The organism is Actinomadura sp. 1N219, assembly GCF_044326405.1.
GTDB lineage: Bacteria > Actinomycetota > Actinomycetes > Streptosporangiales > Streptosporangiaceae > Spirillospora.
In genome coordinates, this window is the sequence record NZ_JBIRAY010000005.1 from 219240 (window position 1) to 243342 (window position 24103).

General features: G+C 73.9%; 22 protein-coding genes and 1 pseudogene. 6 read left to right on the plus strand and 17 right to left on the minus strand.

What is annotated here, in order from left to right; genetic code table 11:
• Positions 1-65: 65 nt before the first annotated feature.
• Together ACH35V_RS18465 and ACH35V_RS18470 are read left to right on the plus strand one after the other, a co-directional pair.
• Positions 66-857, plus strand: coding sequence for a SigB/SigF/SigG family RNA polymerase sigma factor (locus tag ACH35V_RS18465; protein WP_395973769.1), 792 nt, complete (start codon positions 66-68; stop codon positions 855-857).
• Positions 854-1558 carry a haloacid dehalogenase type II gene (locus ACH35V_RS18470; protein WP_395973770.1) on the plus strand — a complete coding sequence of 235 codons (705 nt, stop codon included), beginning with the start codon at positions 854-856 and terminating at the stop codon, positions 1556-1558. The genes ACH35V_RS18465 and ACH35V_RS18470 overlap by 4 nt, the downstream gene beginning before the upstream one ends.
• 19 nt (positions 1559-1577) lie before the next feature.
• Here ACH35V_RS18470 and ACH35V_RS18475 read toward each other — a convergent pair whose 3' ends face one another.
• The 5 genes from ACH35V_RS18475 to ACH35V_RS18495 form a co-directional block, all read right to left on the minus strand.
• Positions 1578-2429 carry a trypsin-like peptidase domain-containing protein gene (locus ACH35V_RS18475; RefSeq protein WP_395973771.1) on the minus strand — a complete coding sequence of 284 codons (852 nt, stop codon included), beginning with the start codon at positions 2427-2429 and terminating at the stop codon, positions 1578-1580.
• Positions 2430-2483: 54 nt separating this feature from the next.
• The gene (gene glpK, locus ACH35V_RS18480) at positions 2484-4001 is read right to left on the minus strand and encodes a glycerol kinase GlpK (RefSeq protein ID WP_395973772.1); all 1518 of its coding nucleotides are present in this window, start codon (positions 3999-4001) and stop codon (positions 2484-2486) included.
• A gap of 35 nt (positions 4002-4036) precedes the next feature.
• Positions 4037-4885 (minus strand): MIP/aquaporin family protein, encoded by an 849-nt coding sequence (locus ACH35V_RS18485; protein WP_395973773.1) that lies wholly within the window; start codon positions 4883-4885, stop codon positions 4037-4039.
• A 174-nt stretch (positions 4886-5059) separates the two neighbouring features.
• Positions 5060-6742 carry a thiamine pyrophosphate-binding protein gene (locus ACH35V_RS18490; RefSeq protein ID WP_395973774.1) on the minus strand — a complete coding sequence of 561 codons (1683 nt, stop codon included), beginning with the start codon at positions 6740-6742 and terminating at the stop codon, positions 5060-5062.
• Positions 6739-7512, minus strand: coding sequence for a cyclase family protein (locus ACH35V_RS18495; RefSeq protein ID WP_395973775.1), 774 nt, complete (start codon positions 7510-7512; stop codon positions 6739-6741). The genes ACH35V_RS18490 and ACH35V_RS18495 overlap by 4 nt, the downstream gene beginning before the upstream one ends.
• 221 nt (positions 7513-7733) lie before the next feature.
• Between ACH35V_RS18495 and ACH35V_RS18500 the strand changes: the two genes are divergently transcribed.
• The gene (locus ACH35V_RS18500; protein ID WP_395973776.1) at positions 7734-8876 is read left to right on the plus strand and encodes a serine hydrolase domain-containing protein; all 1143 of its coding nucleotides are present in this window, start codon (positions 7734-7736) and stop codon (positions 8874-8876) included.
• Positions 8877-8981: 105 nt separating this feature from the next.
• Complete coding sequence (locus tag ACH35V_RS18505) at positions 8982-9827, plus strand: siderophore-interacting protein (protein WP_395973777.1); 846 nt, start codon at positions 8982-8984, stop codon at positions 9825-9827.
• A gap of 34 nt (positions 9828-9861) precedes the next feature.
• Here the strand turns inward: ACH35V_RS18505 and ACH35V_RS18510 are convergent, their stop codons facing one another.
• Both ACH35V_RS18510 and ACH35V_RS18515 read right to left on the minus strand, forming a co-directional pair.
• On the minus strand, positions 9862-11217 hold the full coding sequence (locus tag ACH35V_RS18510; RefSeq protein ID WP_395973778.1) for an ABC1 kinase family protein: 1356 nt from the start codon (positions 11215-11217) through the stop codon (positions 9862-9864).
• 93 nt (positions 11218-11310) lie between these two features.
• Positions 11311-11922: a QsdR family transcriptional regulator gene (locus tag ACH35V_RS18515; RefSeq protein WP_395973779.1), complete on the minus strand. Its 612-nt coding sequence runs from the start codon at positions 11920-11922 to the stop codon at positions 11311-11313.
• A 90-nt stretch (positions 11923-12012) separates the two neighbouring features.
• Between ACH35V_RS18515 and ACH35V_RS18520 the strand changes: the two genes are divergently transcribed.
• Both ACH35V_RS18520 and cphA read left to right on the plus strand, forming a co-directional pair.
• Complete coding sequence (locus ACH35V_RS18520) at positions 12013-12846, plus strand: cyanophycinase (RefSeq protein ID WP_395973780.1); 834 nt, start codon at positions 12013-12015, stop codon at positions 12844-12846.
• A 16-nt stretch (positions 12847-12862) separates the two neighbouring features.
• Positions 12863-15409: pseudogene (cphA, locus tag ACH35V_RS18525) on the plus strand (cyanophycin synthetase); the annotation flags it as partial.
• Positions 15410-15435: 26 nt separating this feature from the next.
• On the opposite strand, the gene ACH35V_RS18530 reads toward cphA, so the two are convergent.
• The 10 genes from ACH35V_RS18530 to ACH35V_RS18575 form a co-directional block, all read right to left on the minus strand.
• Positions 15436-16302 carry a phosphatase PAP2 family protein gene (locus ACH35V_RS18530; RefSeq protein ID WP_395973781.1) on the minus strand — a complete coding sequence of 289 codons (867 nt, stop codon included), beginning with the start codon at positions 16300-16302 and terminating at the stop codon, positions 15436-15438.
• A 162-nt stretch (positions 16303-16464) separates the two neighbouring features.
• Positions 16465-17622 (minus strand): 4-hydroxybenzoate 3-monooxygenase, encoded by a 1158-nt coding sequence (locus ACH35V_RS18535; RefSeq protein ID WP_395973783.1) that lies wholly within the window; start codon positions 17620-17622, stop codon positions 16465-16467.
• Positions 17623-17644: 22 nt separating this feature from the next.
• Complete coding sequence (locus tag ACH35V_RS18540; RefSeq protein ID WP_395973785.1) at positions 17645-18457, minus strand: IclR family transcriptional regulator; 813 nt, start codon at positions 18455-18457, stop codon at positions 17645-17647.
• A 68-nt stretch (positions 18458-18525) separates the two neighbouring features.
• A complete protein-coding gene (pcaC, locus tag ACH35V_RS18545; protein WP_395973786.1) occupies positions 18526-18903 on the minus strand; it encodes a 4-carboxymuconolactone decarboxylase in 378 nt (125 codons plus the stop codon).
• Positions 18900-19679, minus strand: coding sequence for a 3-oxoadipate enol-lactonase (pcaD, locus tag ACH35V_RS18550; RefSeq protein ID WP_395973787.1), 780 nt, complete (start codon positions 19677-19679; stop codon positions 18900-18902). Before pcaD ends, pcaC begins: the two co-directional genes overlap by 4 nt.
• Entirely contained in the window at positions 19676-20902 is a 1227-nt protein-coding gene (gene pcaB, locus ACH35V_RS18555; protein ID WP_395973788.1) for a 3-carboxy-cis,cis-muconate cycloisomerase, read from the minus strand. Before pcaB ends, pcaD begins: the two co-directional genes overlap by 4 nt.
• Positions 20892-21461 carry a protocatechuate 3,4-dioxygenase subunit alpha gene (gene pcaG, locus ACH35V_RS18560; RefSeq protein ID WP_395973790.1) on the minus strand — a complete coding sequence of 190 codons (570 nt, stop codon included), beginning with the start codon at positions 21459-21461 and terminating at the stop codon, positions 20892-20894. The genes pcaB and pcaG overlap by 11 nt, the downstream gene beginning before the upstream one ends.
• The gene (gene pcaH / locus ACH35V_RS18565; protein ID WP_395973792.1) at positions 21461-22144 is read right to left on the minus strand and encodes a protocatechuate 3,4-dioxygenase subunit beta; all 684 of its coding nucleotides are present in this window, start codon (positions 22142-22144) and stop codon (positions 21461-21463) included. The genes pcaG and pcaH overlap by 1 nt, the downstream gene beginning before the upstream one ends.
• A gap of 123 nt (positions 22145-22267) precedes the next feature.
• Positions 22268-23245: a sigma-70 family RNA polymerase sigma factor gene (locus tag ACH35V_RS18570; protein ID WP_395973793.1), complete on the minus strand. Its 978-nt coding sequence runs from the start codon at positions 23243-23245 to the stop codon at positions 22268-22270.
• 200 nt (positions 23246-23445) lie between these two features.
• The gene (locus ACH35V_RS18575) at positions 23446-23955 is read right to left on the minus strand and encodes an XdhC family protein (protein WP_395973794.1); all 510 of its coding nucleotides are present in this window, start codon (positions 23953-23955) and stop codon (positions 23446-23448) included.
• Between the last annotated feature and the right edge of the window lie 148 nt (positions 23956-24103).

Sequence of the window (24103 nt, forward strand, 5' to 3'; positions counted from 1 at the left end):
GTAGAGGGAGTGGACGAGCGGCCGCCCCCCGCCTCAGCGGCCGCTCAGGGAGGGAGACGACACGCATGACGGCTGTGCAGTCCACCACCACTCGAGTCAACGACGGACAGACCGAGACGCTGCTTGCGGAGATGAACCGGCTGGCGGAGGACGATCCCCTGCGGGAGCGGCTCCGGGCGCGGATCGTCGACATGCACGCCGGGCTCGTCCGGGGGGTGGCGCGCCGGTACGCCAACCGCGGAGAGCCGCTCGACGACCTTCAGCAGGTCGCCTACCTGGGGCTGGTCAAGGCCATCAACCGGTTCGACCCGGGGATCGGGGACCGGTTCGTCACCTACGCCTACCCGGTGGTGACCGGGGAGGTGAAGCGGCACTTCCGCGACAAGACGTGGGGCGTCCGGGTGTCGCGCCGCATCCAGGAGCTGCGGCCGGTGCTGCAGCGCACCGTCCAGGAGTTCACCCGCGAGCGGGGCCGCTCCCCCACGACCGCGGAGATCGCCGCGCTGATGGAGATCACCGAGGAGGAGACCGTCGAGGTCATCGTCGCCTGCGACGCCTACCGCCCGCTGTCCCTGGAGGCCCCGGCGGACGGGTCCGCGTCCGGCGACAACGGGACGGTCGGCGAGTACCTCGGGTCGGACGACCCGGCGCTGGACGCCTTCATCGACGGCCACGCCCTCGCCCCGCTGATCGACGACCTCCCCGAGCGCGAGCGGACGATCCTGCTGCTGCGGTTCTTCGGCAACAAGACGCAGACGCAGATCGCCGAGCAGATCGGGCTCTCCCAGATGCACGTCTCGCGGCTGCTCCGCGCCACGCTGGACCGGCTCCGCGCCGGGCTGCTGGCGGAGCGGTGACCCCACGGAGGCCCCGCATCGTCGCCTTCGACGTGATGGAGACGATGATGCGGCTGGAGCCGCTGCGGGCCCGCTTCGAGGACGCGGGCCTGCCCGGCGAGGCGCTGGACGCCTGGTACGCCCGGACGCTCCGCGACGGCATGGCGCTGACGGCGACCGGCGACTTCCAGCCGTTCCGCCAGGTCGCGGCGGGAGCGCTGCGCGCCGTCTCCTTCTCCGCGGGGCGGCGCGCGGGGAAGGCCCCCGCCGTTCTGGACGACGCGGCCGTCGAGCAGGTCCTGGACGGTCTCGCCTCGCTCCCGGCCCATCCGGACGTGGCGCCCGCGCTGCGGCGTCTCGCGGCGGCGGACGTCCCCGCCGTGTGCCTGACCAACGGCGCCGGCGCCACCACGGCGGCGTTCCTCGACCACGCGGGCCTCACCGACCTGGTCGACCGGGTGATCAGCATCGAGGAGGTGCGGCGGTGGAAGCCGTCCGCCGCCGTCTACGCGCACGCGGCCGCCGCGACGGGCGTGCCCGCCGGCCGGCTCGCGCTGGTGGCGGCGCACGCCTGGGACTGCCACGGCGCCAAGCGCGCCGGCCTGGTCACCGGCTGGACGGGCCGGCTCGAAGGCCGCTACGGCGACGTCTTCGCTCCGCCGGACGTGACCGGCGACGACCTCGTCCAGGTGGTGGAACGGCTCCTCGCCCTCGGCGGCTGACGGCTACGGCCTCGGGCTGTCACGGCCTCGGCAGGGCGCACGCTTTGCCGAGCACGACGTCGTTGTCCTTGCCGAGGCAGCGGGCGAGCAGGTGCGTCTGCTGGCCGTAGTGCGCGCCGCGCCGGACGGTGACGTCGCCGTCGCGGTCGACCTCGCACGGGTTGTTGAGCGTGCAGCGCTCGCCGTCGTCGTTGCCGGTGTTGTTGACCGCGACGACCTGGCGCGTCCGGACGTCGATCACCGGCGACCCGGACGTGCCGTGGACCGTCTCGCATTCGGGCGTGTACCGGATGGAGTCCTTCCACGTCCAGCCGGCCTCGCGGAGCCGGTGCACGGCCGTGTCGATCTCGCAGGTGTAGATCTTCTTCCAGTAGCCCGACACGACCTTGATCCCGGTGCCGTCGTCGGGTCTGGCCGTCGACAGGCGCAGCGCCGTGATGCCGTGCCGCTTCTCGATGGCGGCGTAGGTGGCGTCCAGCCGGTAGATCGCCACGTCCGTGTCGGTCATCGTGGCGTACTCGATCCTGGTGGCCCGGAGGGTGCCCAGGTTCTTCTTGCCGGTCCGGTCGAGGAGCGTGAACGTCCTGGACGACCCCTTGTCCACGATCACCTCGCCGGCCTTCGGCATCCCCGACTCCAGGCAGTGGCCGTTGGTCATGACCAGCGCGGCGTCAGTGTCGCGGGACCGCGGCCCGCGCACCAGGGACCCCGAGCAGTTGCTCAGCGCGACGATCCCGGTGAAGTCGATCTCCCGGGCTTGCGGCTTGACGGTGTCGGCCCGCGCCGATCCGGCGGGCGCCGCGCCTGCGGCGGTGAGCGTCGCCACGCCCGCGGCAGCGGTGAGCGCGACGGCGGCAAGGCGTCTGGTCATGCGGCGGCTCCTCCCCCGGCGGGCCCGCGAAGGGACCGCCACTCCGGTGATCGTTCAGTCGACGTCCACCCACCCGTAGGTGCGTTCGACGGCCTTCTTCCAGCCGGCGTAGCCGTGGTGGCGTTGGTCGTCGTTCCAGGTGGGTTCCCAGCGGCGGTCTTCGTTCCAGTTGCGGCGCAGTTCTTGGGTGGTGGTCCAGAATCCGACGGCCAGGCCGGCGGCGTAGGCGGCGCCCAGGGCGGTGGTCTCGGCGACGACGGGGCGGGAGACCGGGACGCCGAGGATGTCGGCCTGGAGTTGCATGCACAGTTCGTTGGCGGTGACGCCGCCGTCGACTTTGAGGACGTCCAGGGCGACGCCGGAGTCTTCGCGCATGGCTTCGACGACGTCGCGGGATTGGTAGCAGATCGATTCCAGGGTGGCGCGGGCCAGGTGGGCGTTGGTGTTGAAGCGTGACAGTCCGACGATGGCGCCGCGGGCGTCCGAGCGCCAGTAGGGGGCGAACAGGCCGGAGAAGGCGGGCACGAAGTACACCCCGCCGTTGTCGTCGACTTGGCGGGCCAGGGCTTCGGACTGCGCGGCGCCGGAGATGATGCCGAGCTGGTCGCGCAGCCATTGCACCGCCGACCCGGTCACCGCGATCGACCCCTCCAGCGCGTACACCGGCGCGCTGTCGCCGAACTTGTAGCAGACGGTGGTGAGCATCCCGGCCTTGGACCTGACCAGTTCCTCACCGGTGTTGAGCAGCAGGAAGTTGCCGGTGCCGTAGGTGTTCTTGGCCTCGCCGGGCGCGAAGCACACCTGCCCCACCGTCGCCGCCTGCTGGTCACCGAGGATGCCCGTCAGCGGGACTTCGCCGCCGAGCGGGCCGTCGGCGCGGGTAACGCCGTACGGTTCGGGGGCCGAGGACGGTTTGATCTGCGGCAGCATCTGGCGCGGGATGCCGAAGAACGACAGGAGCTGGTCGTCCCAGTCGAGGGTCTCCAGATCCATCAGCATGGTGCGGCTGGCGTTGGTCGGGTCGGTGACGTGGACGCCGCCGTCCCTCCCGCCGGTCAGGTTCCACAGCACCCACGTGTCGATGTTCCCGAAGACCGCGTCGCCGTTCTCGGCGGCCTCGCGGACGCCGTCGACGTTCTCCAGGATCCACTGGATCTTCCCGCCGGAGAAATACGTGGCCGGAGGAAGACCGGCGCGGTGCCGGATCGTCTCGCCCCGGCCGTCGCGTTCGAGCGCGGACGCGATCCGGTCGGTGCGGGTGTCCTGCCAGACGATCGCGTTGTAGTACGGACGCCCCGTCCGCCGGTTCCACACCACGGTCGTCTCGCGCTGGTTCGTGATCCCGAACGCGGCCAGGTCGGTGTACGTCAGGTGCGCCCCGTTCAGGGTGCTCTGGATGACGGCGCGGGTGCGTTCCCAGATCTCGGTGGGGTTGTGCTCCACCCACCCCGCCCGGGGCAGGATCTGCTCGTGTTCGAGCTGGTGGCGGGCGACCTCGTTGCCGCCGTGGTCGAAGATCATGAAGCGGGTGCTGGTGGTGCCCTGGTCGAGCGCTCCGACGTAGTCGGCCATCGGCTCTCCCCTTTCTGCGTGTGGCGCGGGACCCGTCAGGTGACGTCGTACTCCGGCTCGGGCCGGGTGGGCACGGTGTCCTCCCCCTCGCCGGGGATGTTGCGCCCGATGAGCAGGATGTACAGTCCGGCGCCGATCACGGCGCCGATCAGCGGGGCCACGAGCGGGACCCAGAAGTACAGCTGCCCGTACTGATCTCGCCATGCGTCCGACCCGTAGCCGGTGAGCCACTGGGCGAGCCGGGGCCCGAGGTCGCGGGCCGGGTTGATCGCGTACCCGGCGGCGGAGCCGAACGCCATCCCGATCGCGACGACGATGAGCCCGATGATGAGCGGCGCCAGGTTCGCGAGCGGCGGGGCGTTGCGCATGTCGGTGAGGGCGAGGACGAGGAACAGCAGGATCGCCGTCCCGATCACCTGGTCGCGGAACGCGCCCCACGTCCCGATCGGCAGCGTCCCGTTGCCGGGCATGGTGGAGAAGACGATGTGCGTCTTCTGCGTCAGCCCGGGGTCGAACTTCTGCAGGATCTCGCTGTAGTTCCACCGGACGATCAGCGCCGCGACGAACGCCCCGAGGAGCTGGGCGAACCAGAACGGCAGGACCTTCCGCCACGGGAAGCCCTTGAAGACCGCGAGGGCGAAGGTGACGGCCGGGTTGATGTGCCCGCCGCTGAGGCGGGCCGCGACGTACACGCCGAGCGTCACGCCGATCCCCCAGGCCCAGGCGATGGCGTCGTGGCCGCCGAGGCTCTGCGGGTCGCCGAGCCCGCTGCCGGCGACCACCTGCGCGACCACGCCCACGCCGAACAGGATCAGGATCATCGTGCCGGCGAACTCCGCGGCCATCTCCGCGGCGAGCTCGGGAACCTTCGGCCCTCGCGCCATGTCTCCTCCTCCGGGACGTGTGACGGCAGGCACGGTCGCCGCGAACGCGAGTACGCGACAATGCCGGTCAACCGTCCGGTGACGGCGATGTCGGCACTCGGTGCCGGGCATGGCATCCGTCCCGGAAGACGACCGTGTCCGTGATCGTTCCCAAAAGTGGCCGGGCAAACACGGTCAGTGACCGCGGAACGCCTCTTCCAGCCACCAGGCGGGCCGGCCGCGCGTGATCTTGGCGTCCACGACCATCGGGCGGTCGCGCGGGCCCGCGAGCCAGGTCTCGACCGCGGCGAGGTCCGCGGGGCGCCGGACGGTCGCCGCGGCGCAGCCGAACCCGCGCCCGATCGCGGCCAGGTCGGCGGGCGGGAACGTGACCGTGTCCAGCGGATGCCCGCCGGGCGCGAAGTGGTGCAGCTCGGCGCCGTAGGCCTCGTCGTCGTAGACGACCACGAGCAGCCCGAGCCCGAGCCGGACGGCCGTCTCCAGCTCGCCGATCGCCATCAGCGCGCCCCCGTCGCCGAGCGCGGCGACGGTGAGCCGGTCGGGGCGGGCGACGGCGGCTCCGATGGCGGTGGCGAGGCCGAGCCCGACCGACTGGAACGCCTGGGTGAACACGAGCCCGTCGGCGTCGGGGACGTCCAGGAACATCGCCGGGTAGCCCATGAAGTTGCCGGAGTCGACGGCGACGGTGCGTTCGCGGGGCAGCATCCGGTCGAGGGCGATGGTGAGGGTCCGCGGGTCGATGCGGGCGCCGTCCTCGTCCTCGCCCCGGGAATGCTCCTCGTACGGGACGTCCTGCCAGCGCCCCTCCTGGGCGAGCCGCTCCGCGACGTCGGGCGTGCGGTAGCCGGAGGCGGTGTGCCCGCGCGCGTCCAGCTCGGCGTCCACGGCGTGCGCCGTCTCGGCCGCGTCGCCGATCAGGCCGAGGTCGACGGGGCGGTGCGCGCCGAGCGCGCGGGCGTCCACGTCGACCTGGACGACCGTGGCGTCCTTGGCGACGAGCGCGCCGTGCCGGGTCGTCCACATGGTCAGCGCGCACCCCCAGCCGACGATCAGGTCGGCGCCGGCGATCAGCTCGGCGGCGGCCGGGGTGGCGAACCCGCCGCTGACGTCCAGGCCGAACGGGTCGCCGGCGAACAGGCCGCGGGCGACGGCGGACGTCGAGGTGAGCGCGCCGCAGCGGGCGGCGAGGTCCGCGAGCGGCCCGGCCGCGCCGGACAGCCGCGCGCCCCGCCCGGCGATGAACACCGGCCGCCGCGCGGCCTGCAGCACGTCGGCGAGCCGCGCGATCGCGGCCGCCGGCGGCACGGGCAGCGGCGGCACCTGGGCGGCGCGCCGCCCGGCGGACGCGGGCCGCCGCGCGGGGTCGGGGTGCTCGGCGGCCTGGATGTCCAGGGGCAGGCCGAGCAGGACGGTGCGGCGCTCGGCGACGGCGGTGCGGCAGGCGCGGGCCACGTCCGCCAGCGCGGTCCGCGGGGAGTGGACCCGCTCGGGGACGGCGCCGACCGCCGCCGCGATGGCCGCCTGGTCGACGCGGAAGTTGGAGCGGACCGCCGAGGCGGCGACCTCGCCCGCGACGACCACCAGCGGCGTGCGGCTCTTGGCCGCCTCGGCGATGCCGGTGACGGCGTTGGTGAAGCCCGGCCCCTGGTGGACCGACACGACCCCGAGGCCGCCGCCGACCCGCGCGTAGGCGTCGGCCATCGTGGCCGCCCCGCCCTCGTGCCGGGCCGCGACGAACCGGGCCCCGTTCGCGATCATCGCGTTGGTGACGTGGAAGTTGCCGCTGCCGACGACCCCGAAGACCGTGCGGGCGCCGAGCCGCGCCAGGGCCTCGCCCACGGCCTCCGCGACGTTCATCGTTCGACCAGCGCGAGCACGCGGGCCGGGCTGCCGGAGCCGCCGACGATCGGCAGCGGCGAGGCGAGCAGCACGGCGCCGCGGGCGGGCAGCCGGTCGAGGTTCCGCAGCTGGGTGAGCCCGTACTTGCCGGCGCCGAGGAAGTAGGAGTGGCACGGGAACGGCGGGTCGAACGCGTGCGCGCCGCCCGCGTCGGTGCCGACGGTCTCCACGCCGAGGCCGAGTACGGGCGTCTCCTCGGCGAGCCACCGGGCGCACTCGGGCGAGATCCCGGGCGTGTGCGAGCCGTCGCGGTCGGCGTTGAGGAAGGTGTCCTGGTCGCCGGACAGGGCGTCCCAGCCGGTGCGGTAGAGGAACCAGCCGCCGTCGGGCAGCGGGCCGTGCTCCTCCTCCCAGGCCCGGACGTGCTCGACCTCCAGCAGGAAGTCGGGGTCGGCGGCGGCCTGCGCGGACGCGTCCAGCACGACCGCGGGCGCGACGAGGCGGCGGGGCGGGACCTGCGCGACGTCCTCGCCGTCGCGGCCGGTGACCCAGTGCACGGGCGCGTCGAAATGGGTGCCGACGTGCTCGCCCGTCTCGATGTCGTTCCAGTACCAGGCCGCGCCGCGGTCGTCGTACCGGCTGATCTCCTTGAGCCGGAACGGCACGGTGTTGGCGAACGGCTCCGGCAGCCGGAGGATCGGGGTGCGCTCCGACAGCGGGGCGGTCAGATCGACGATCTCCACCGAGCCGTCGTGGACGGCGGTGAGCAGCTGGGCGAGAACGGACATCGCTCCTCCGTGCGGCGCGGTCGGGCGTGGGGTCGCGCGGGCCTCATGAACGTACCGCAGATGAACCTGTTCGGAGGGTCACCCGGCGCAGGCCGTCCACCCGTCCACCCTTCGCCCGGCCACACGCCGGGGCACGGATTTCGTTGCCCGGCGCTATAGACGGGCCGTTGCCGGTCGCTCACCATCGGGGCGGAACCCGCCGAGCCCCCCACGGAGGTCCGATGCGCCGCAGGCCCTGGACGCTCACACTCGCCGCCGCCGCCGTCACCGCCGCCCTCGCCGCTCCCCCGGCGTCCGCCGCTTCCCCGGCGACCCCCTCGCCGCCCCCGCCGCCGTCCGCCGCCGTCGCGGAACGGTCGGCCGGGTTCGATCCGCTGCTCCCGTCGTCCCGGCCGGTGGAGCTGCGCGAGGCTCACCGTCCGCTTTCGGTCACCTACACCTACGAGGGGCGGACGCACACGCTCGACGACTACCTCCTCCGCACGGGCACGCAGGGCTTCGTCGTCCTGGACGGCCACGACATCGTCTTCGAGCGCTACGTCGCCGCGGGACGCGACAGCCTCTTCCAGTCCTGGTCGATGGCGAAGTCGTTCACGTCGGCGGCGGTGGGCATCGCGCTCGGCGAGGGGTTCATCGACTCGATCGACGATCCGGTCACCAAGTACATCCCCGAGCTGAAGGGCTCCGGGTACGACGGCGTCTCGCTGCGGGACCTGCTGCGGATGTCGTCGGGCATCGCGTGGGAGGAGACGGTCGACGTCCCGCCCGTGCACGTCGCCGCGAGCCTCGGGTACCCGCTGACCGAGATGGCGAGGCAGCGCAAGCGCGGCTGGGAGCCGGGGACGCGGTTCGAGTACACCAGCATGAACACGTTCGTCCTCGGATGGGTCGTCGCGCGGACGACCGGCGTCCCGTACCACGCCTACGTCCAGCGGAAGATCTGGGAACCGGCGGGGATGGCGTCGAAGGCGCTCCTCGGCAACGACTCCAACGGGAACAGCATGGCGTACTGCTGCTACTACGCCACCGATCGCGACTTCGCGCGGTTCGGGCTGCTGTACCTGAACGGCGGCAGGGCGAACGGGCGGCAGGTCGTCCCGGCCTCGTGGGTGACGGAGTCGACGCGCCCGTCCGCGCCGTTCAACCAGGGCTACGGGTTCCAGTGGTGGCTGGGCGCGGACGGCGCGTTCTCCGCGAACGGGCTCGGCGGCCAGCACATCTGGGTCTCGCCCCGGCACGGCGTCGTGATCGTCAAGTCGACCCTCGCCACCGTCGCCGGCGGGAACGAGACGGACGCCGCGTTCGAGGCGGTCGCCGCCGAGGTCGCACGCACCCGCGCGGCCCGCCTCACCTCAGCGAACTGACGCCGTCTCGCCCTCCTCGCACCCCGACCGCGACCCGGCGGAACAATCCGGGCGAACCGGTGGTTAGGCTTGCCTAAGTGCTGTTGGGTTCATCGGAGGAGCTGCATGGCGACGGAACCGGCCCGCAAGGGACGCAGGCTGACCAAGGGGACGGTGCTGCGCACCGAGCGGCTCACCCCGCACATGATCCGCGTGGTCATCGGCGGTGAGGACCTCGCCGGATTCGGCGCGGGAGAGTGCACCGACCACTACGTGAAGTTGCAGTTCAAGCAGCCGGGCGTCACCTACCCCGAGCCGCTCGACATGGAGCGGGTCCGCGCGGAGATGCCGCGGGAGCAGTGGCCGTCCACGCGGACCTACACCGTCCGGGCGTGGGATCCCGAGGCCGTCGAGCTCACGATCGACTTCGTCCACCACGGCGACAAGGGGCTCGCGGGGCCGTGGGCGGCGCGCGTCCGTCCCGGCGAGGAGATCTACTTCATGGGGCCGGGCGGCGGCTACGCGCCCCGCCCCGACGCGGGCTGGCATCTGCTGGTCGGCGACGAGAGCGCGCTGCCGGCGATCGCCGCGTCGCTCGAACGGATCCCGCCGGGCGCGCCCGTCCGCGTGTTCGTCGAGGTCGCCGGGCCCGAGGAGGAGCAGGACCTGCCGACCCCGGGCGACGCCGACGTCGTGTGGCTGCACCGCAACGGCGGCCAGGTCGGGGACCTGCTCGTCGAGGCCGTCCAGAAGCTGGAGTTCCCCAGCGAGGACGTGCACGCGTTCGTCCACGGCGAGGCGAACTTCATCAAGACGCTGCGGCGGCACCTGCGCGTCGAGCGGGGCCTGCCGATGGAGCGGCTGTCGATCTCGGGCTACTGGCGCCGCGGCCGCGACGAGGACGGCTGGCAGTCGAGCAAGCGCGAATGGAACCAGCAGGTCGAGGAAGAGGAGGCCCAGGCCCTGGCCTGAGCACCCGGAGGCGCCCTGCGCTCGGTGCGCAGGGTCAGGCGGTGACCTGGGTCTGGTCGTCGAGGTCGGGGTCGTCGTCAGCGAAGCCGGGGAGCCAGCGTTCGGCCTCGGCGCGGAACTCGCCCTCGGCCTCCAGCTGGCACAGGACGCCACCGCAGCCGGACAGGGCGCGGCTGACGGCCAGGTACTGGGGCGGCAGCCGGAACTGGCGGGCGAGCGCGCCGGGACGCATGTCGGACGCGAGCCCGAGCCCGCGGGCGGTCTGCTCGCGCAGCCATTCGCGCGAGTAGCGGAAGCGTTCGACGGCGAACGGGGCGGCGTGCGGCGCGACGAGTTCGGCGACCTCCGCCGGGTCGACGTCGGCGTCCGGCGCCAGGAAGCCCTCCTCGCGCAGCGCCTCGACGATCTCGTCGGGGTCGCCGAGCGTGCCGATGCGCAGCAGGCGGCCGATCGACCACTGCAGCTCGGCCGGGACGCGGGCGGCGCCGCCGAAGTCCATGACGCCGAGGCGGCCGTCGTCCAGCAGCCGGAAGTTGCCCGGGTGCGGGTCGATGTGGATCATCTCGCAGCGGTCCGGGCCGGAGAGCAGGAAGCGGAACAGCAGCAGGCCCGCGCGGTCGCGCCGCTCCTGCGAGCCGTCCGCGATGACCTTGGCGAGCGGGGTGCCGTCCAGCCATTCGGTGACGAGGACGTTGCCCGACTGGGCGACGACCGCGGGGACGACGAAGTCGGGGTCGTCCGCGTAGGCGTCGTGGAAGGCGGTCTGTGCGCGGGCCTCGTCGACGTAGTCGAGTTCCTTCTCCAGCCGCCGCTTGAGGTCCGCGATCACGGGCTTGACCTCGACGCCGGGGAACAGCGGGGTGAAGAGCCTGCTGAGGCGGGAGATCTGGTTGAAGTCGCTCATCAGGGCCTGGGCGGCGCCGGGGTACTGGACCTTGACCGCGACCGTCCGGCCGTCGTGCCAGACCGCCTTGTGGACCTGGCCGATGGACGCCGCGGCGGCGGGCCGGTCGTCGAACTCGGCGAACCTGTCGCGCCAGTCGCGGCCGAGCCCTTCGGCGAGGACGCGGTGGGTGGTCGCGGCGGGCATCGGGGGCGCGGACTCCTGCAGCCTGGTCAGGCTGGCGCGGAACGGCCCGGCGAGCTCCTCCGGCAGCCCCGCCTCGAAGATCGACAGCAGCTGCCCGACCTTCATGGCGCCGCCCTTCAGCTCGCCGAGCACGGCGAACAGCTGGTCGGCGGTGCGGCGCTGGACCTCCAGCGCGACGGCCTCGGCGGGGCGCCCGATCGTCCGCTTGCCGAACCCGAGCGCGGTGCGTCCGGCGAAGCCGAGCGGCAGGCTCGCCAGCTTGGCGGTCCGCGTCACGGCGCGGCGGGGGATGTCACTCACGGCCCGACCGTCCCTCGTTCGACGATGCGTCCAATGGCTGTCAGCCTCTCACGGCGAAGGAACGCCACAAAATGGTCATCCCCCGTAAAAGGTTCAGCGTTCGGGCGGGCCCGAAGATTCCCCGCACGGCCGCAGCAGCAGCTCCACGACCTCAAGGGCCTGGTCGATCTCCGGCCGGTTCCCGCCCAGGTAGTGCGCGTACATGAACGAGTCGGCGACGCGGACGATCGCCTGCGCGAGCGTCCGGGTCGGCAGCGGGACGCTCAGCCGGCCGCCGTCGATCTCCGCCTGGATCTCCTTGGTCAGCAGCTCGGTGGCGCGGTCCTCGATGGTGCCGGGCATGGTGGCGAGCCGGATGAAAAGCCTGGTCTCCCGTTCGGTGAACGCCTTCAGCGGCTCGGCGTCCACCACGGCGCGCATGAACCGGTCGAGGACCCTGATGATCCGCTCCGCGCCGCCGCCGCCGACGCCGCGCGCCGCGACGCGGTAGGTGCGCTCGGTCATCTCCGCGAGGACGGCGCCGAGGAGGCGCTCGCGGCTGCCGACCCACCGGTACAGGGTCGCGCGGCCCACGCCCAGCTCGGCGGCCAGCGCGGACATCTCGATCGGCTCGCCGCGCAGGTAGTGCTCGGACGCGGCGGCGAGCGCCGCGGCGGGCCCGGCGGGACGGGCGGGGGCGTCCGGTGGCACGGGGCTGCCGCTCATCCGGACAGCATGGCACAGGGCCGGAGCCCCGGCGCCGCGCCTCCTCGCGTCCGCGCGACTACAGCCTGTCATCAGGGGTAGCTAGCTGATGTGAAAGAGAAAATTGCGGGCGCCGGACGCAAGGGCCGGCTGCTGATCATCGGCGGTGCGGAGAACCGCACCTGCGGGTCTGGGGCGCTGGAGACGTTCGTCGAGTCGGCGGGCGGCGAGGACGCGCGGATCGTGGTCGTGACGACGGCGACCGAGGTGCCGGAGGAGGTCGCCGAGGAGTACACCGCCGTGTTCGGGCGGCTCGGCGTGACCTCGGTGCGGGAGCTGCGGCTGCTCGGCCGGGCCGCGGCCGACGACGCGGCGACGCTGCGGGCGCTGGACGCGGCGACCGGGGTGCTGTTCAGCGGCGGCGACCAGTCGCGGATCCGGACCCTGGTGGGATCGCGGACCAACGAGCTGCTCAAGCGGCGGCTCGACCAGGAGGGCCTGGTCATCGCCGGGACGAGCGCGGGCGCGACCGCGATGGGCCACTGGATGATCCTGGGCGGGCACGGGCACGAGGTGGCCGCGTCCAGCGTGAAGGTCGGGCCGGGGCTCGGGCTGCTCGACAACGTGCTGATCGACATGCATTTCAACGAGCGCGGGCGGCTGCCGAGGCTGATGAGCGGCATCGCGCTCGACACGCGGCTGCTGGGCGTCGGCATCGACGAGGACACGGCGATCGTGGTGGGCGACGGGAAGTTCGACGTCGTCGGGACGGGCGTGGTCACGGTCGTGGACGCCGGCCAGTCCACCATCGCCTACGCCGCCTCGGACGACGAGCCGATGGCGATGCTGGACGTGTCGCTGCACCTGCTGCCCGCCGGATGCGCGTTCCAGATGAACGACAAGCTCCCGGCGATCGGCAACATGCGCGGGCCGGAGGAGGATTAGCGTGCGGCTCGACCATGTGCGCCGCCTGAGCGGCCCCAACGTCTTCCTGTCCCGTCCCGTCGCGATCGCGCGGCTCGACCTGCAGGGCCTGACCGGCCACGAGACCACCGACCATCCCGGTTTCGCGGAGCGGCTGGTGGAGGCGCTGCCCGGCCTGACGACGCACCACTGCTCGGCGGGCCGTCCGGGCGGCCTGCTGGACGCGATGGCCCGCGGCACCTATTTCGGGCACGTCACCGAGCACGTCACGCTTGAGCTGTCCGGGCTGATCGGCCGGGAGGTGTTCTTCGGCCGGACGGTCCGCGCGGGCGGCCCCGCCGAGTACGACGTGATCCTGGAGTGCCCGCGCGACGAGCCGTCCGGCAGCCCGGTGGTGGAGCAGCTGATCACGCTCGCGCTGCGGATCGTGAACGGCGCGCTGGCCGGGCGGGTGCCGGACCCGTCCGCCGACCTGGCCCGCGTCGCCGCCGGGCACGAGGCCGAGCGGCTGGGGGTGAGCACGTCGGCGCTGGCGCGGGCGGCGCGCCGCCGGGGCGTGCCGGTCCGCCGCGTCGGCGGGCTGAACCTGCTGCGGCTCGGGTACGGGCGGTACCGGCGGACGGTGTGGGCGGCGATGACCGACGGCACCTCGGCGATCGGGATGGAGGTCGCGGGCGACAAGCGGCTCGCGCACCGGGTCCTCGCCGACGCGGGCGTGCCCGTCCCGGAGGGGCGGGTGGCGGCGTCGCCGGCGGAGGCCCTGGAGGCGCTGCACGAGATCGGCGGCCCGGTGGTGGTCAAGCCGCTGTCGGGGCACCAGGGCGAGGGCGTCCACATCGAGCTGGCCACCGCGCCGGAGGTCGTGGCGGCGTTCGCGGCGGCGGCGGGCGAGGAGGGCGAGGTCCTCGTCGAGTCCTACATCCCCGGCCGCGACTACCGGGTCCTGGTCGTCGGCGGGCGGGTGGCGGCGGCCGCCGAGCTGACGGCGGCGTGCGTGACGGGCGACGGGACCGCCACCGTCGCCGAGCTGGTGGAGCGGGTCAACGCCGACCCGGCGCGCGGCGAGGGCCACGACCGGCCGCTGACGCGGCTGGCGCTCGGCGCGACGGAGCTGGCGCTGCTGGCCCGGCAGGGCCACGGCCCGCGGTCGGCGCCCGCCGCCGGGGAGCGGGTGTGGCTGCGCCGCAACGCGAACCTGTCCACGGGCGGCACCAGCCGGGACGTGACCGACGGCGTCCACGCCGAGGTCGCGGAGATGTGCGTGCGGGCCGCCGCGACGGTCGGCATGGACGTGTGCGGCATCGACCTGCGGCTGCCCGACATCGGCTCGCCGCCGCCCGCCGACCGCGGCGCCGCCGGGATCCTGGAGGTCAACGCCGCGCCGGGCCTGCGCATGCACCTGGCGCCGCACGAGGGCACGGGACGGGACGTCGCCGGCGACATCGTCGACCTGATGTACCCGGCGGGGACGCCGTCGCGGGTCCCGGTCGTGTCGGTGACGGGCACGAACGGCAAGACCACGACCGTCCGGATGATCGCGCACATGCTGGAGCTGGACGGGCGCCGGACCGGCATGACCAGCACCGAGGGCGTGTACGTGGGCCGCCGGCTGGTGCACGTCTCGGACGCGTCCGGGCCGCGGTCGGCGGAGATGGTGCTCGGCGACCGGTCGGTGGAGGCGGCGGTGCTGGAGACGGCGCGGGGCGGGATCGTCCGGCGCGGCCTCGGCTACGACCGCGCCGACGTCGCCGTCGTCACCAACATCACCCGCGACCATCTCGGCGTGGACGACACCGAGGCCCTGGAGGACCTGGTCGACATCAAGGCGCTGGTCGCCGAGGAGGTCCGGCGCGGCGGGCACCTCGTCCTCAACGCGGAGGACCCGCCCGCGGCGGGGCTGGCCGGCCGTCCCACGGTCAGGGGCCGGGCCCCGGTGCTGCGCTACTTCGCCCTGACGGCCGACGCGCCAGTCCTGGCGGAGCATCTGCGGGACGGCGGCCTCGGCTACTACGTGCAGCACGGCTGGCTGACGGAGGCGCGCGGCGACCGACGGACCCGGATCCTGCCCGCCGACGAGGTCGCGGGCTCGTTCGGCGGGCACGCCGTGCACGTCGTCGCCAACGCGCTCGCCGCCGCCGCTGCCGCCCGCGCGCTCGACGTCCCGGTGGACGTGGTGGCGCGGGCGCTGCGGACGTTCGACCCGCACCTGCGCAACCCGGGCCGCGGCTGCGTGTACCAGGTCGGGGCCAATCCCGTCCTGGTCGACTACGCGCACAACCCGGCGGCGGTCACCGCGATGGGTACGTTCGTCGAGCGGCGCTGGGGCGGCGGGGGCGTCGCCGCGGTCACGCTGCCGGGCGACCGGTCCGACGAGCTGGTCGGCGAGACCGCGCGGGCCGTGGCCCGGACGTTCGGCCGCGTCGTCGTCTACGAGGACGAGGACCTGCGGGGCCGCCGCTCCGGCGAGATGACCCGGCTGATCGTCCAGGGGCTGCGGGAGGGGCGCCCGGACGTGCTGACGCATCCGGCGGGCGACCTGAAGGGGGCCCTGGCGTCGGCGCTGGACCTCGCCGAGCCGGGCGAGCCCGTCCTGCTGCTGTACGAGAAGCTTCAGCCCGTGGTCGAGCTGCTGGAGACGCTGGGCGCCGAGCCCGGAACGCCGGACGCGGAGACGCCCGGCGGGGAGGCACCCGCCGGGGAGGTGGGAGGGCGCAGCAGCAGGACGATGACCGACAGCAGCGCCAGCACGACGATCCCGTCCACCCAGTAGTGGTTGGCGGTGGCGACGACGACCGCGACGGTCATGACCGGGTGCAGGACCCACAGCCACCGCCACCGCGTCCGGGACGTGACGACGAGCCCGAGCGCGATGACGGCCGCCCATCCGATGTGCAGGGACGGCATCGCCGCGTACTGGTTGGCGATCATGTCGCTCTCCGGGGCGCCGTACACGGCGGGCCCGTACCGGGCGGCGGTGTCGATGAGGCCGGTGGCGGGGAGCATGCGGGGCGGGGCCAGCGGCACGAGCAGGTGCAGGGCGAGCGCCGCGGCGGTCAGGCCCACCAGGACGCGGCGGATCCACCGGTAGTGGGCGGGCCGCCGCAGGTAGATCCAGAGCAGGAACAGCACGGTCGCCGGGAAGTGCACGACCGCGTAGTAGCCGTTCGTGAGGTGGATGAGCGTCTCGCTGTGGAGGATCCCCTGCTGGACGGCGGCCTCGTCGGGCAGGCGCAGGGCGCGTTCGAGGTCCCAGATGCCGCGGGCGTTGGCGAACGCGTCCGTGACGCGGTCGCTGGAGAACAGCCGGCCGAGCTTGTAGAGCCCGAACAGCACGGCGATCAGCACCAGCTCCCGGACGGGACGCGGCCGTCCGCCGGGCCGGGGCGGCTTTTCGGGCCGGTCGGCGTCCCGCCGCTCCGGTTCCGGTCGCCGCGGCGGGGACTCGTCCGGATGGGCCGGCGGCTCGACAAGGCTCACCGCGCTCCCCCGCCCGCCCGACCCGTCACGGGCCCACGGTAGACCGAACTTGCCTTCCCGGCAGAATTTCAGATGCTGCCAATTTAGGTGAGATGGATCTCATTGCCCGGTCAGGCCGCCGTCTCGCCTGCTCCGCCGCAGGTCAGAGCCCAGATCACGACCCTATTCGATGGGCAGGCCGACGTAGTTCTCGGCGAGCGACGCGGCGGCGGCCTCCGACGAGACCACGTAGTCCAGGTGGGCGCGCTGGAGCCGCCGCTCGAACCCGCTCGCGGCGGGATCGGTGTGCAGGAGGGTCGTCATCCAGTAGGAGAAGTGCTCGGCGCGCCAGACGCGCCGCAGGCACGCGTCGGAGTAGCCGTCCAGCAGCGTCTCCGAGCCCGTCGAGTACCGCTCGGCCAGCGCCCGCGCCAGGATGATCACGTCGGACACGGCGAGGTTGAGGCCCTTCGCGCCCGTCGGCGGGACGATGTGGCCCGCGTCCCCGGCGATGAACAGCCGGTCGTGCCGCATCGGCTCGGCCACGAAGCTGCGCATCGGCGTGATCGACCTGTCGGTGATCGGGCCCTCGTGCAGCTTCCAGCCGTCGCCGGTGGCGAACCGCGCGGCCAGCTCGTCCCAGATGCGGGCGTCGGGCCAGGCGGCGATGTCCTCGTCCGGCGGCACCTGAAGGTACAGGCGGCTGACCGTGGACGAGCGCAGGCTGTGCAGCGCGAAGCCGCGGTCGTGGTTGGCGTAGATCAGCTCCTCGGTGGACGGCCGGACGTCGGCGAGTATCCCGAGCCACGCGAACGGGTAGTCGCGGGAGAACGTCCGCAGCCCCGGAACCGCCGGGCGGCTGACGCCGTGGAACCCGTCGCAGCCCGCGATGTAGTCGCAGTCGAGGGTGCGGGTCTCGCCGCCGGCGCGGTAGGTCACGCGCGGCGCGGACGCGTCCAGGTCCACGACCTCGGCCTCGAACCGGACGTCGCCGCCGTCCGCCAGCCGCCGCGCGACGAGGTCCTTGACGATCTCGGTCTGCGCGTAGACGGTCACCGTCCTGCCGGTGAGGCCGGTCAGCGGGACGCGGTGCCCGGCGCCGCCGAACCGCAGCTCAAGCCCGTGGTGGACGAGCCCCTCCCGGTCGAGCCGCTCCCCGACGCCGGCGTCGCGCAGCGCGTCGGTCGTGCCCTGCTCCAGCATCCCGGCGCGCTGCCGGTGCTCGACGTAGTCGCGGTCCCGGCTCTCCAGGACCACCGAGTCGATTCCCTGGAGGTGGAGCAGCTGGGACAGCAGCAGGCCCGCGGGCCCGCCGCCGATGATCGCGACCTGGGTGCGCATCGCTCGTTCTCCTCGTCGGGGGTCAGGCGCCGGTGTCGCGCTCGGCGGAAAAGACGTCGGGGTTCCCGTGCCAGTGTGCGGCCACGTCGCGGGAGAGCGCCCGCACGGCCGTGGTCAGCGGCGGCAGGAGGCGGCGCAGGTCGGCGCCGCGGGTGCCGGAGACCAGCGACATCGCCGCGACGACGGCGCCCGCGCCGTCCCGCACCGGGGCGCCGACGGACGACGCGCCGAGCGTCATCTCGTCGCGGGTCAGCGCGTACCCGGAGCGGCGGACCTGCTCGATCGAGCGGCGCAGCTCGTCCGGGTCGGTGATGGAGCGCCGCGAGTGCCGGTCCAGGTCGCCGCGCAGGACCTTCTCCCGGACGTCCGGCGGCGCGTAGGCCAGCAGCACCTTCCCGACGCCGGTGGTGTGCAGCGGCAGCGTCCGCCCGACCTGCGTCAGGACCGGCACCGAGCGGGTGCCGCGCAGCCGCTCCACGATCAGCACCCGGTCGTCGCGCAGGACCCCGAGCTGGACGTTGTCGTGCGTGGCCTCGTACAGGTCCTCCATGTGCGGGAGCGCCAGCTCGCGCAGGCCCATGACGGCGGGGGCCTGGCTGCCGATCCGCCAGAGCCGGGTGCCGATGCGGTAGGTGCCGTCCGGGATCCGCTCCAGGAACCCGCCCGCGACCAGCTCGCCGACGAGGCGGTGGCCGGTGGCGAGGGGCAGCCCGGACCGGCGGCAGATCTCGCTCAGGTTCAGCCGCACGCCGCCCTGCGCGAACGCGTTCAGGATCGCCATGACCTTGCCCGCCACGCTCACCGGCCGCGCGCCGCCCGTCCGGTCATCGCCCACGCCGTCCACCGCCCACGCTGTCAGCGCTGTCAGCGCCCGGACACTCGCCGCCCGGGCCCGTCCGCCCGTCACTCCTGCTCGGTGAGTACCCGCTGGGCGACGGCGAACGCCGAGTTCGCGGCGGGGACCCCGCAGTAGATCGCCGACTGCAGGAGCACCTCCTTGATCTCCTCGCGGGTCAGCCCGTTGCGGAGCGCCGCCCGGACGTGCATCGCCAGCTCCTCCAGGTGCCCGCCGGCGACCATCGCGGTCAGCGTGATGCAGCTGCGGGTCTTGCGGTCCAGGCCGGGGCGGCTCCAGATCTCGCCCCACGCGTACCGGGTGATCATGTCCTGGAAGTCGGCGGTGAAGTCGTCCTTGCGGGCCTCGGCGCGGTCGACGTGCGCGTCGCCGAGGACCTCGCGGCGGGTCCTCATCCCCTGCGCGTGCCGCTCCGCGTCGCTCATGGGCCGGTCTCCTTCCGTGTGCGGTCGAGGTGCTCGGTGATCGCGCCGGTGACCGGGCCGGGCTTCTCCACGTTCGCCAGGTGGCCCGCGCCGTCGATGATCGTCAGGCGGGCGTCCGGGATCCCGGCGGCGAGCCTGCGGGCGTGGCCGTCCGGCGGGGTCGGCATGTCCTGCGCTCCGGCGATCACCAGGGTCGGCGCGGAGATCTCGGCGAGGCGCTCGGTGGCGTCGAACTCGGCGAGGGCGTCGCAGCAGGCCGCGTAGCCCTCCGGGTCGGTCGCGCGGAGCATCGCCACGTACGGGTCCGCGCCGGTGAAGGACGGTGTGAACCAGCGTCCGGCGGCCGTGTCCGCGACCGGCCCGACGCCCTCGCGGCGGACGAGCGCCGCCCGCTCCCGCCACGGCCCGGGCCCGCCGAAGCGCGGCGACGTGCAGCACAGGACCAGCGCGGCGACGCGGTCGGGGGCGCGGAGCGCGAGTGCCGTGCCGACGGCCCCGCCGAGCGACACACCGGCGTATGCGGCCCGGTCGACGCCGAGATCGTCCAGCAGGCGCGTGATCCCGTCGGCGAGGTCCTCGACGGTGAAGGGGCCGTCCGGCGGCGGCTGGTTCCCGTGGCCGGGCAGGTCGTAGCGCAGGACGCGCCACGTCCTGGTCAGCGCGGGCAGCTGCGGCAGCCACAGGTCCATGGACGTGCCGAGGGACGGGCCCAGGACGACGACCGGCGCGCCCGCCGGGCCGTCCAGCCGATGGCGCGGCGGTCTTCCCGGGGTCACGCGCGGCTCCTGCGGTAGGCGTCGAGGGCCTGCCCGACGAGGACGGCGGCGGCGCCCGTGCCGGGGTCGTCGCCGAGGACGTCCAGCAGGTCGTCGAGGTCGGCCCGCATCAGCTCCGTGGACACCTCCAGGCCGTCCACCAGGTCGGCGGCCGTCTCCGCCGCGCCGCCGGTGAGGCGCAGGCACTCGCGCAGCGGCTGCCACTCCGCGTGCCACTCCCCCGCCGGACGCTCGTGCGGCGCGGCCTGCGCGGCGAGCAGCACCTGGACCTGCGCCGGGACCTGCAGCGCGGCGGAGCGGATCAGCGTGGACAGCGCCGGGTTGCGCTTGTGCGCCATCGACGACGACCCGCCCTTCCCCGGCCCGGCCGCCTCCGCCACCTCCCCGACCTCGCTCTGCGACAGCAGCCACACGTCGGTGGCGATCTTGCCGAGCGCGCCCGCGACCAGCCCCAGCGCCGCCGCCAGGTCCACGACCGGCGTGCGGCGCGTGTGCCACGGCAGGACGGGACGCGCCAGCCCCGTCTCGTCCGCGTACGCGGCGACCAGGTCGAGCGCCAGGTCCCCGTAGGCGTCGAGCGTCCCGGCGGGGCCGCCGAGCTGCACCGGCAGGATCACGGCGGCGAGCCGCTCGCGGGCGTCCAGGCAGCCGATCAGCCAGTTCGCGGCCTTCGCGCCGAACGTCGTCGGCAGCGCCTGCCGGCCGAGCGTGCGGGCCGCCATCGGGGTGTCGCGGTACCGCGCCGCGAGCCCGGCCAGCGCGTCCAGGGCCCGGTCGAGGTGGGCGAGGACGACGCGCCTGGTCCGGGCCGCGACGAGCATGGCGCCGGTGTCGACGATGTCCTGGCTGGTCGCGCCCTTGTGGACGTGCTCGCCCGCCGCCCCCGCGAGCCGCCGCAGGTCGGCGACGAGGGGCACGACGGGGTTGCCGGCGCCGCGTGCCCGCAGCGCCAGATCCGCCAGGTCGAACCGCTCTGGGACGGCGGCGGCGGTGATCGTCTCGGCCGCGTCCGCGGGGACGATGCCGAGGCGGGCCTGCGCGCGGGCGAGGGCGGCCTCGGCGTCCAGCATCGCCGTCAGGTAGGCGAGGTCGCTCGTGGCGGGCTCGGCCTCCGTCCCCGCGCGGACCGGGGACAGCAGCCCGGCGTCCGGCGACACCGCCCCTTCGCCGGGCCCGCCGGACGCGCCGGGCTTGCCGGGCGCGCCGTGTTCGTCAGAAGCCAAGGAAGACCGTCTCCCGCTCCCCTTGCAGGTGGATGTCGAAACGGTACCGCCGCTCCCCCTCGCGCTCGGCGATCAGGGTGGCGCGCCGCCCGTCCGGGACGTCCCCGAGCAGCGGGTCCCGCGCGTGCGCGGCCTGGTCCTCGGGGAAGTACAGCCGGGTGAAGACGGGCTTGAGCAGCCCGCGGGCGAAGACGAGGACGGCGATGTACGGCGCGCCGCCGCCGATCGCGCCGGGCTTGACGGTGGTGAACCAGTAGCCGCCGTCCGCGTCGGTGCCGCACCGGCCGAACCCGGAGAAGTCGTGCCCGGCGCGGACGATGCCGCCCGGCCGCCGCGGGATCTCGCCGGTCTCGTCGGCCTGCCAGATCTCCAGCAGCGCGTCCGGCACCGGCGCGCCCGCGCCGTCGAGGACCCGGCCGCGGACGCGGATCGCGTCCGGCCGCCAGCCCGGCACGACCTCCGGCCCGGCCTCGTACGGCAGCGCGTGCCCGAAGAACGGGCCCACGGTCTGCGAAGGCGTGACCGGCGACACGCCGGTCGAGGACGGGTCGGTCGCCATCACGCCTCCGTCGGGGTGTCGCCGAGGACGATGTCCCACTGGTAGCCGAGCGCCCACTCCGGTTCGGTGGTGTCCATGTCGAACCGGGCGATCAGCTTCTCGCGGTCCCGCTCGCCGGGGATCGACTGGAAGATCGGGTCGTAGGGGAACAGCGGGTCGCCGGGGAAGTACATCTGGGTGACGAGCCGCTGCGTGAACGCCGTCCCGAACACCGAGTAGTGGATGTGCGCGGGCCGCCACGCGTTGTGGTGGTTGCCCCACGGGTAGGCGCCTGGCTTGATCGTGATGAAGCGGTAGCGGCCGTCGCCGTCGGTGAGGCAGCGTCCGGCGCCGGTGAAGTTCGGGTCGAGCGGCGCGGGGTGGAGGTCGCCGAGATGCGGGTACCGGCCCGCCGCGTTCGCCTGCCACACCTCGACCAGCGCGCCCCGCACCGGGCGGCCCGCGGCGTCGAGCACGCGGCCGGTCACGATGATCCGCTCCCCGAGCGGCTCGCCGGGGTGCTGGACGGTGAGGTCGAAGTCCCGCCGGCCGAGCTCCTGGTGGCCGAAGACCGGCGAGGTCAGCTCGACGCTGTCCGGGCCGAGCTTCGGCATGATCAGTTCCTGCGCGGGGGCGCGGAGCACGGTGCTCTTGTAGCCCGGGTGCAGGTACGGGGGGTGCGGCGACGCCACGACCTCGTCCATGTGCCTCCCATTCCCACTCGGCGGAGCGGAACCGGCCGTCGTGCCCGGCCGCTCGTTTCCACCCTGGCAGCCGGCGTCCCGTGCGCCTTACGAGGGTTTCCGCTCAGTGAAAAGGGAGGCGGTTCAGAGCTCCTCGGCCAGCCCGAACCGGGCGAACAGGCTCGTGTCAAAGAACGCGGAGACGTGCGCGACGCCGTCGCCGGTGATGCTGATGACCTGGAGCTGGTAGGCGCGGTGCACGCCGTCGTCCGCGCGCATGTAGAGCCCGAACGCGGGCTGCCCGTTCGCGGCGGACGGCACCATCCGGATGTCCCCCGGCGAGGGCGCGCACTGCGTGCGGATGAGCCGGATGACGTTCTCGGCGCCGACGAACCAGTCGAGGTGCGGCGGCATCTCCCAGATGACGTCCTTCTTGAACAGCTCGATGAGGCCGGTGATGTCGGCGTCCTCGAACGCCTTGGCGTAGCGTTCGAGGAAGTCGCGCTGCGCCGGGTCGGTCGGCTCGACGAGCTCGTCCCGCAGGGGCTGGTTCTCCTCCAGCTGCGCCCGCGCCCGCTGCAGCGCGCTGTTGACCGCGGCGGTGGAGGTGTCGAGCAGCTCGGCGACCTCCGCGGCCTTCCACTTCAGGACGTCCCGCAGGATCAGCACGACCCGCTGCTTGGCGGGCAGGTGCTGCAGCGCCGCGACGAACGCCAGCCGGGTGCTCTCGCGGGCGGCGACGATCGTGGCCGGGTCGGCGGCGTCGGCGCCGAGGACGGCGTCGGGGACGGGCTCCAGCCACGGCACCTCCGGGGAGGCGACCACGGGCCGCTCCGGCTCGTCGCTCGGCGCCCCGAGCCCGGACGGCATGGGCCGGTTGCCGCGCTGGTCGATGGCGGTCAGGCACACGTTCGTGGCGATCCGGTACAGCCACGTCCGCAGCGAGGACCGGCCCTCGAAGTTCTCGTACGAGCGCCACGCCCGCAGGTAGGTCTCCTGCACGAGGTCTTCGGCGTCGTGCATGGAGCCGAGCATCCGGTAGCAGTGCGCCAGCAGCTCGCGCCGGTACGGGTCGGCGAGTTCCTGGAAGTCCCGGTCTGTCTCGATGGTGCTGTTCGACATGGCTGGTCGTCACCTTCGTTCGGCGTCGTCACGAGGACGGGCGTGGGCCGACGGGCGCCCGTCGCCTCCGACCGTAGGCGAGCCCACCGACAGAACGTGTAAAACCCGCACCATTCTACGCTTCGACCAGCGCGTCCACCGCCGAACGCGCGGTCCCGGGCGAGGCCGCGGGAGGGATGCGTCAGCACGGGCGGGACGCGTCAGAACTCGAATCCGCCGGGCCGGCCGTTGCGGTCGGCGATCAGGCCCGCGAGGGTCGCGATGGCGATCTCCGCCGGGGTGCGGGACCCGATGTTCAGGCCGATGGGGCGGTGCACCCGGGCGATGTCGGCGGCCGGGACGCCGAGTTCGGTGAGCGCCGGGATGTGCGGGGCCGGGTGGCGGGGGTTGCCCATGACGCCGACCCACCGGACGGGCTGGGTCAGCACGTCCCGCAGGACGGGCCCGAGCTCGGGACGGTGGTGGTCGGTGACGACGACGTCGGCGGTCGCGTCGAGGGACGGCAGGTCGGCCGCGCCGTCCCGGTCCTTGTCGGGGTCGACGAGGAACGTCCGGTAGCCGAGGTCGGCGCCGTAGCGCAGCAGGTGGTCGGCGACGGCGCCCGCGAAGACCGCGACCAGCGTCCGCTGCTCCGCCGCCGGGGGCGCGGCGTCGCCGTGCGCGACGGCGCAGGAGGGTCCGTCCAGGTCGTTCGCGTGCGGTGTGCCCATACCCGGAAGTCTGCCGCCCGCGGCGGCGGCCGGTAAAGCGGGCCCGTTCATTTTGGGGAAACCGGTGTTTCCACAACGCGAAACACTTCCGTCGGGGCGGGTATGCCTGCACCCTAGACTGCACATCAACCGGCGGCCTCGGGAGGGA

Bases quoted from the DNA above. Each gene is read 5' to 3' on its own strand.
- ACH35V_RS18465 (WP_395973769.1), top strand. From the start codon at position 66: ATGACGGCTGTGCAGTCCACCACCACTCGAGTCAACGACGGACAGACC.
- ACH35V_RS18475 (WP_395973771.1), bottom strand. From the start codon at position 2,429: ATGACCAGACGCCTTGCCGCCGTCGCGCTCACCGCTGCCGCGGGCGTG.
- glpK (WP_395973772.1), bottom strand. From the start codon at position 4,001: ATGGCCGACTACGTCGGAGCGCTCGACCAGGGCACCACCAGCACCCGC.
- ACH35V_RS18485 (WP_395973773.1), bottom strand. From the start codon at position 4,885: ATGGCGCGAGGGCCGAAGGTTCCCGAGCTCGCCGCGGAGATGGCCGCG.
- ACH35V_RS18490 (WP_395973774.1), bottom strand. From the start codon at position 6,742: ATGAACGTCGCGGAGGCCGTGGGCGAGGCCCTGGCGCGGCTCGGCGCC.
- ACH35V_RS18495 (WP_395973775.1), bottom strand. From the start codon at position 7,512: ATGTCCGTTCTCGCCCAGCTGCTCACCGCCGTCCACGACGGCTCGGTG.
- ACH35V_RS18500 (WP_395973776.1), top strand. From the start codon at position 7,734: ATGCGCCGCAGGCCCTGGACGCTCACACTCGCCGCCGCCGCCGTCACC.
- ACH35V_RS18505 (WP_395973777.1), top strand. From the start codon at position 8,982: ATGGCGACGGAACCGGCCCGCAAGGGACGCAGGCTGACCAAGGGGACG.
- ACH35V_RS18515 (WP_395973779.1), bottom strand. From the start codon at position 11,922: ATGAGCGGCAGCCCCGTGCCACCGGACGCCCCCGCCCGTCCCGCCGGG.
- ACH35V_RS18535 (WP_395973783.1), bottom strand. From the start codon at position 17,622: ATGCGCACCCAGGTCGCGATCATCGGCGGCGGGCCCGCGGGCCTGCTG.
- pcaC (WP_395973786.1), bottom strand. From the start codon at position 18,903: ATGAGCGACGCGGAGCGGCACGCGCAGGGGATGAGGACCCGCCGCGAG.
- pcaG (WP_395973790.1), bottom strand. From the start codon at position 21,461: ATGGCGACCGACCCGTCCTCGACCGGCGTGTCGCCGGTCACGCCTTCG.
- pcaH (WP_395973792.1), bottom strand. From the start codon at position 22,144: ATGGACGAGGTCGTGGCGTCGCCGCACCCCCCGTACCTGCACCCGGGC.
- ACH35V_RS18570 (WP_395973793.1), bottom strand. From the start codon at position 23,245: ATGTCGAACAGCACCATCGAGACAGACCGGGACTTCCAGGAACTCGCC.
- ACH35V_RS18575 (WP_395973794.1), bottom strand. From the start codon at position 23,955: ATGGGCACACCGCACGCGAACGACCTGGACGGACCCTCCTGCGCCGTC.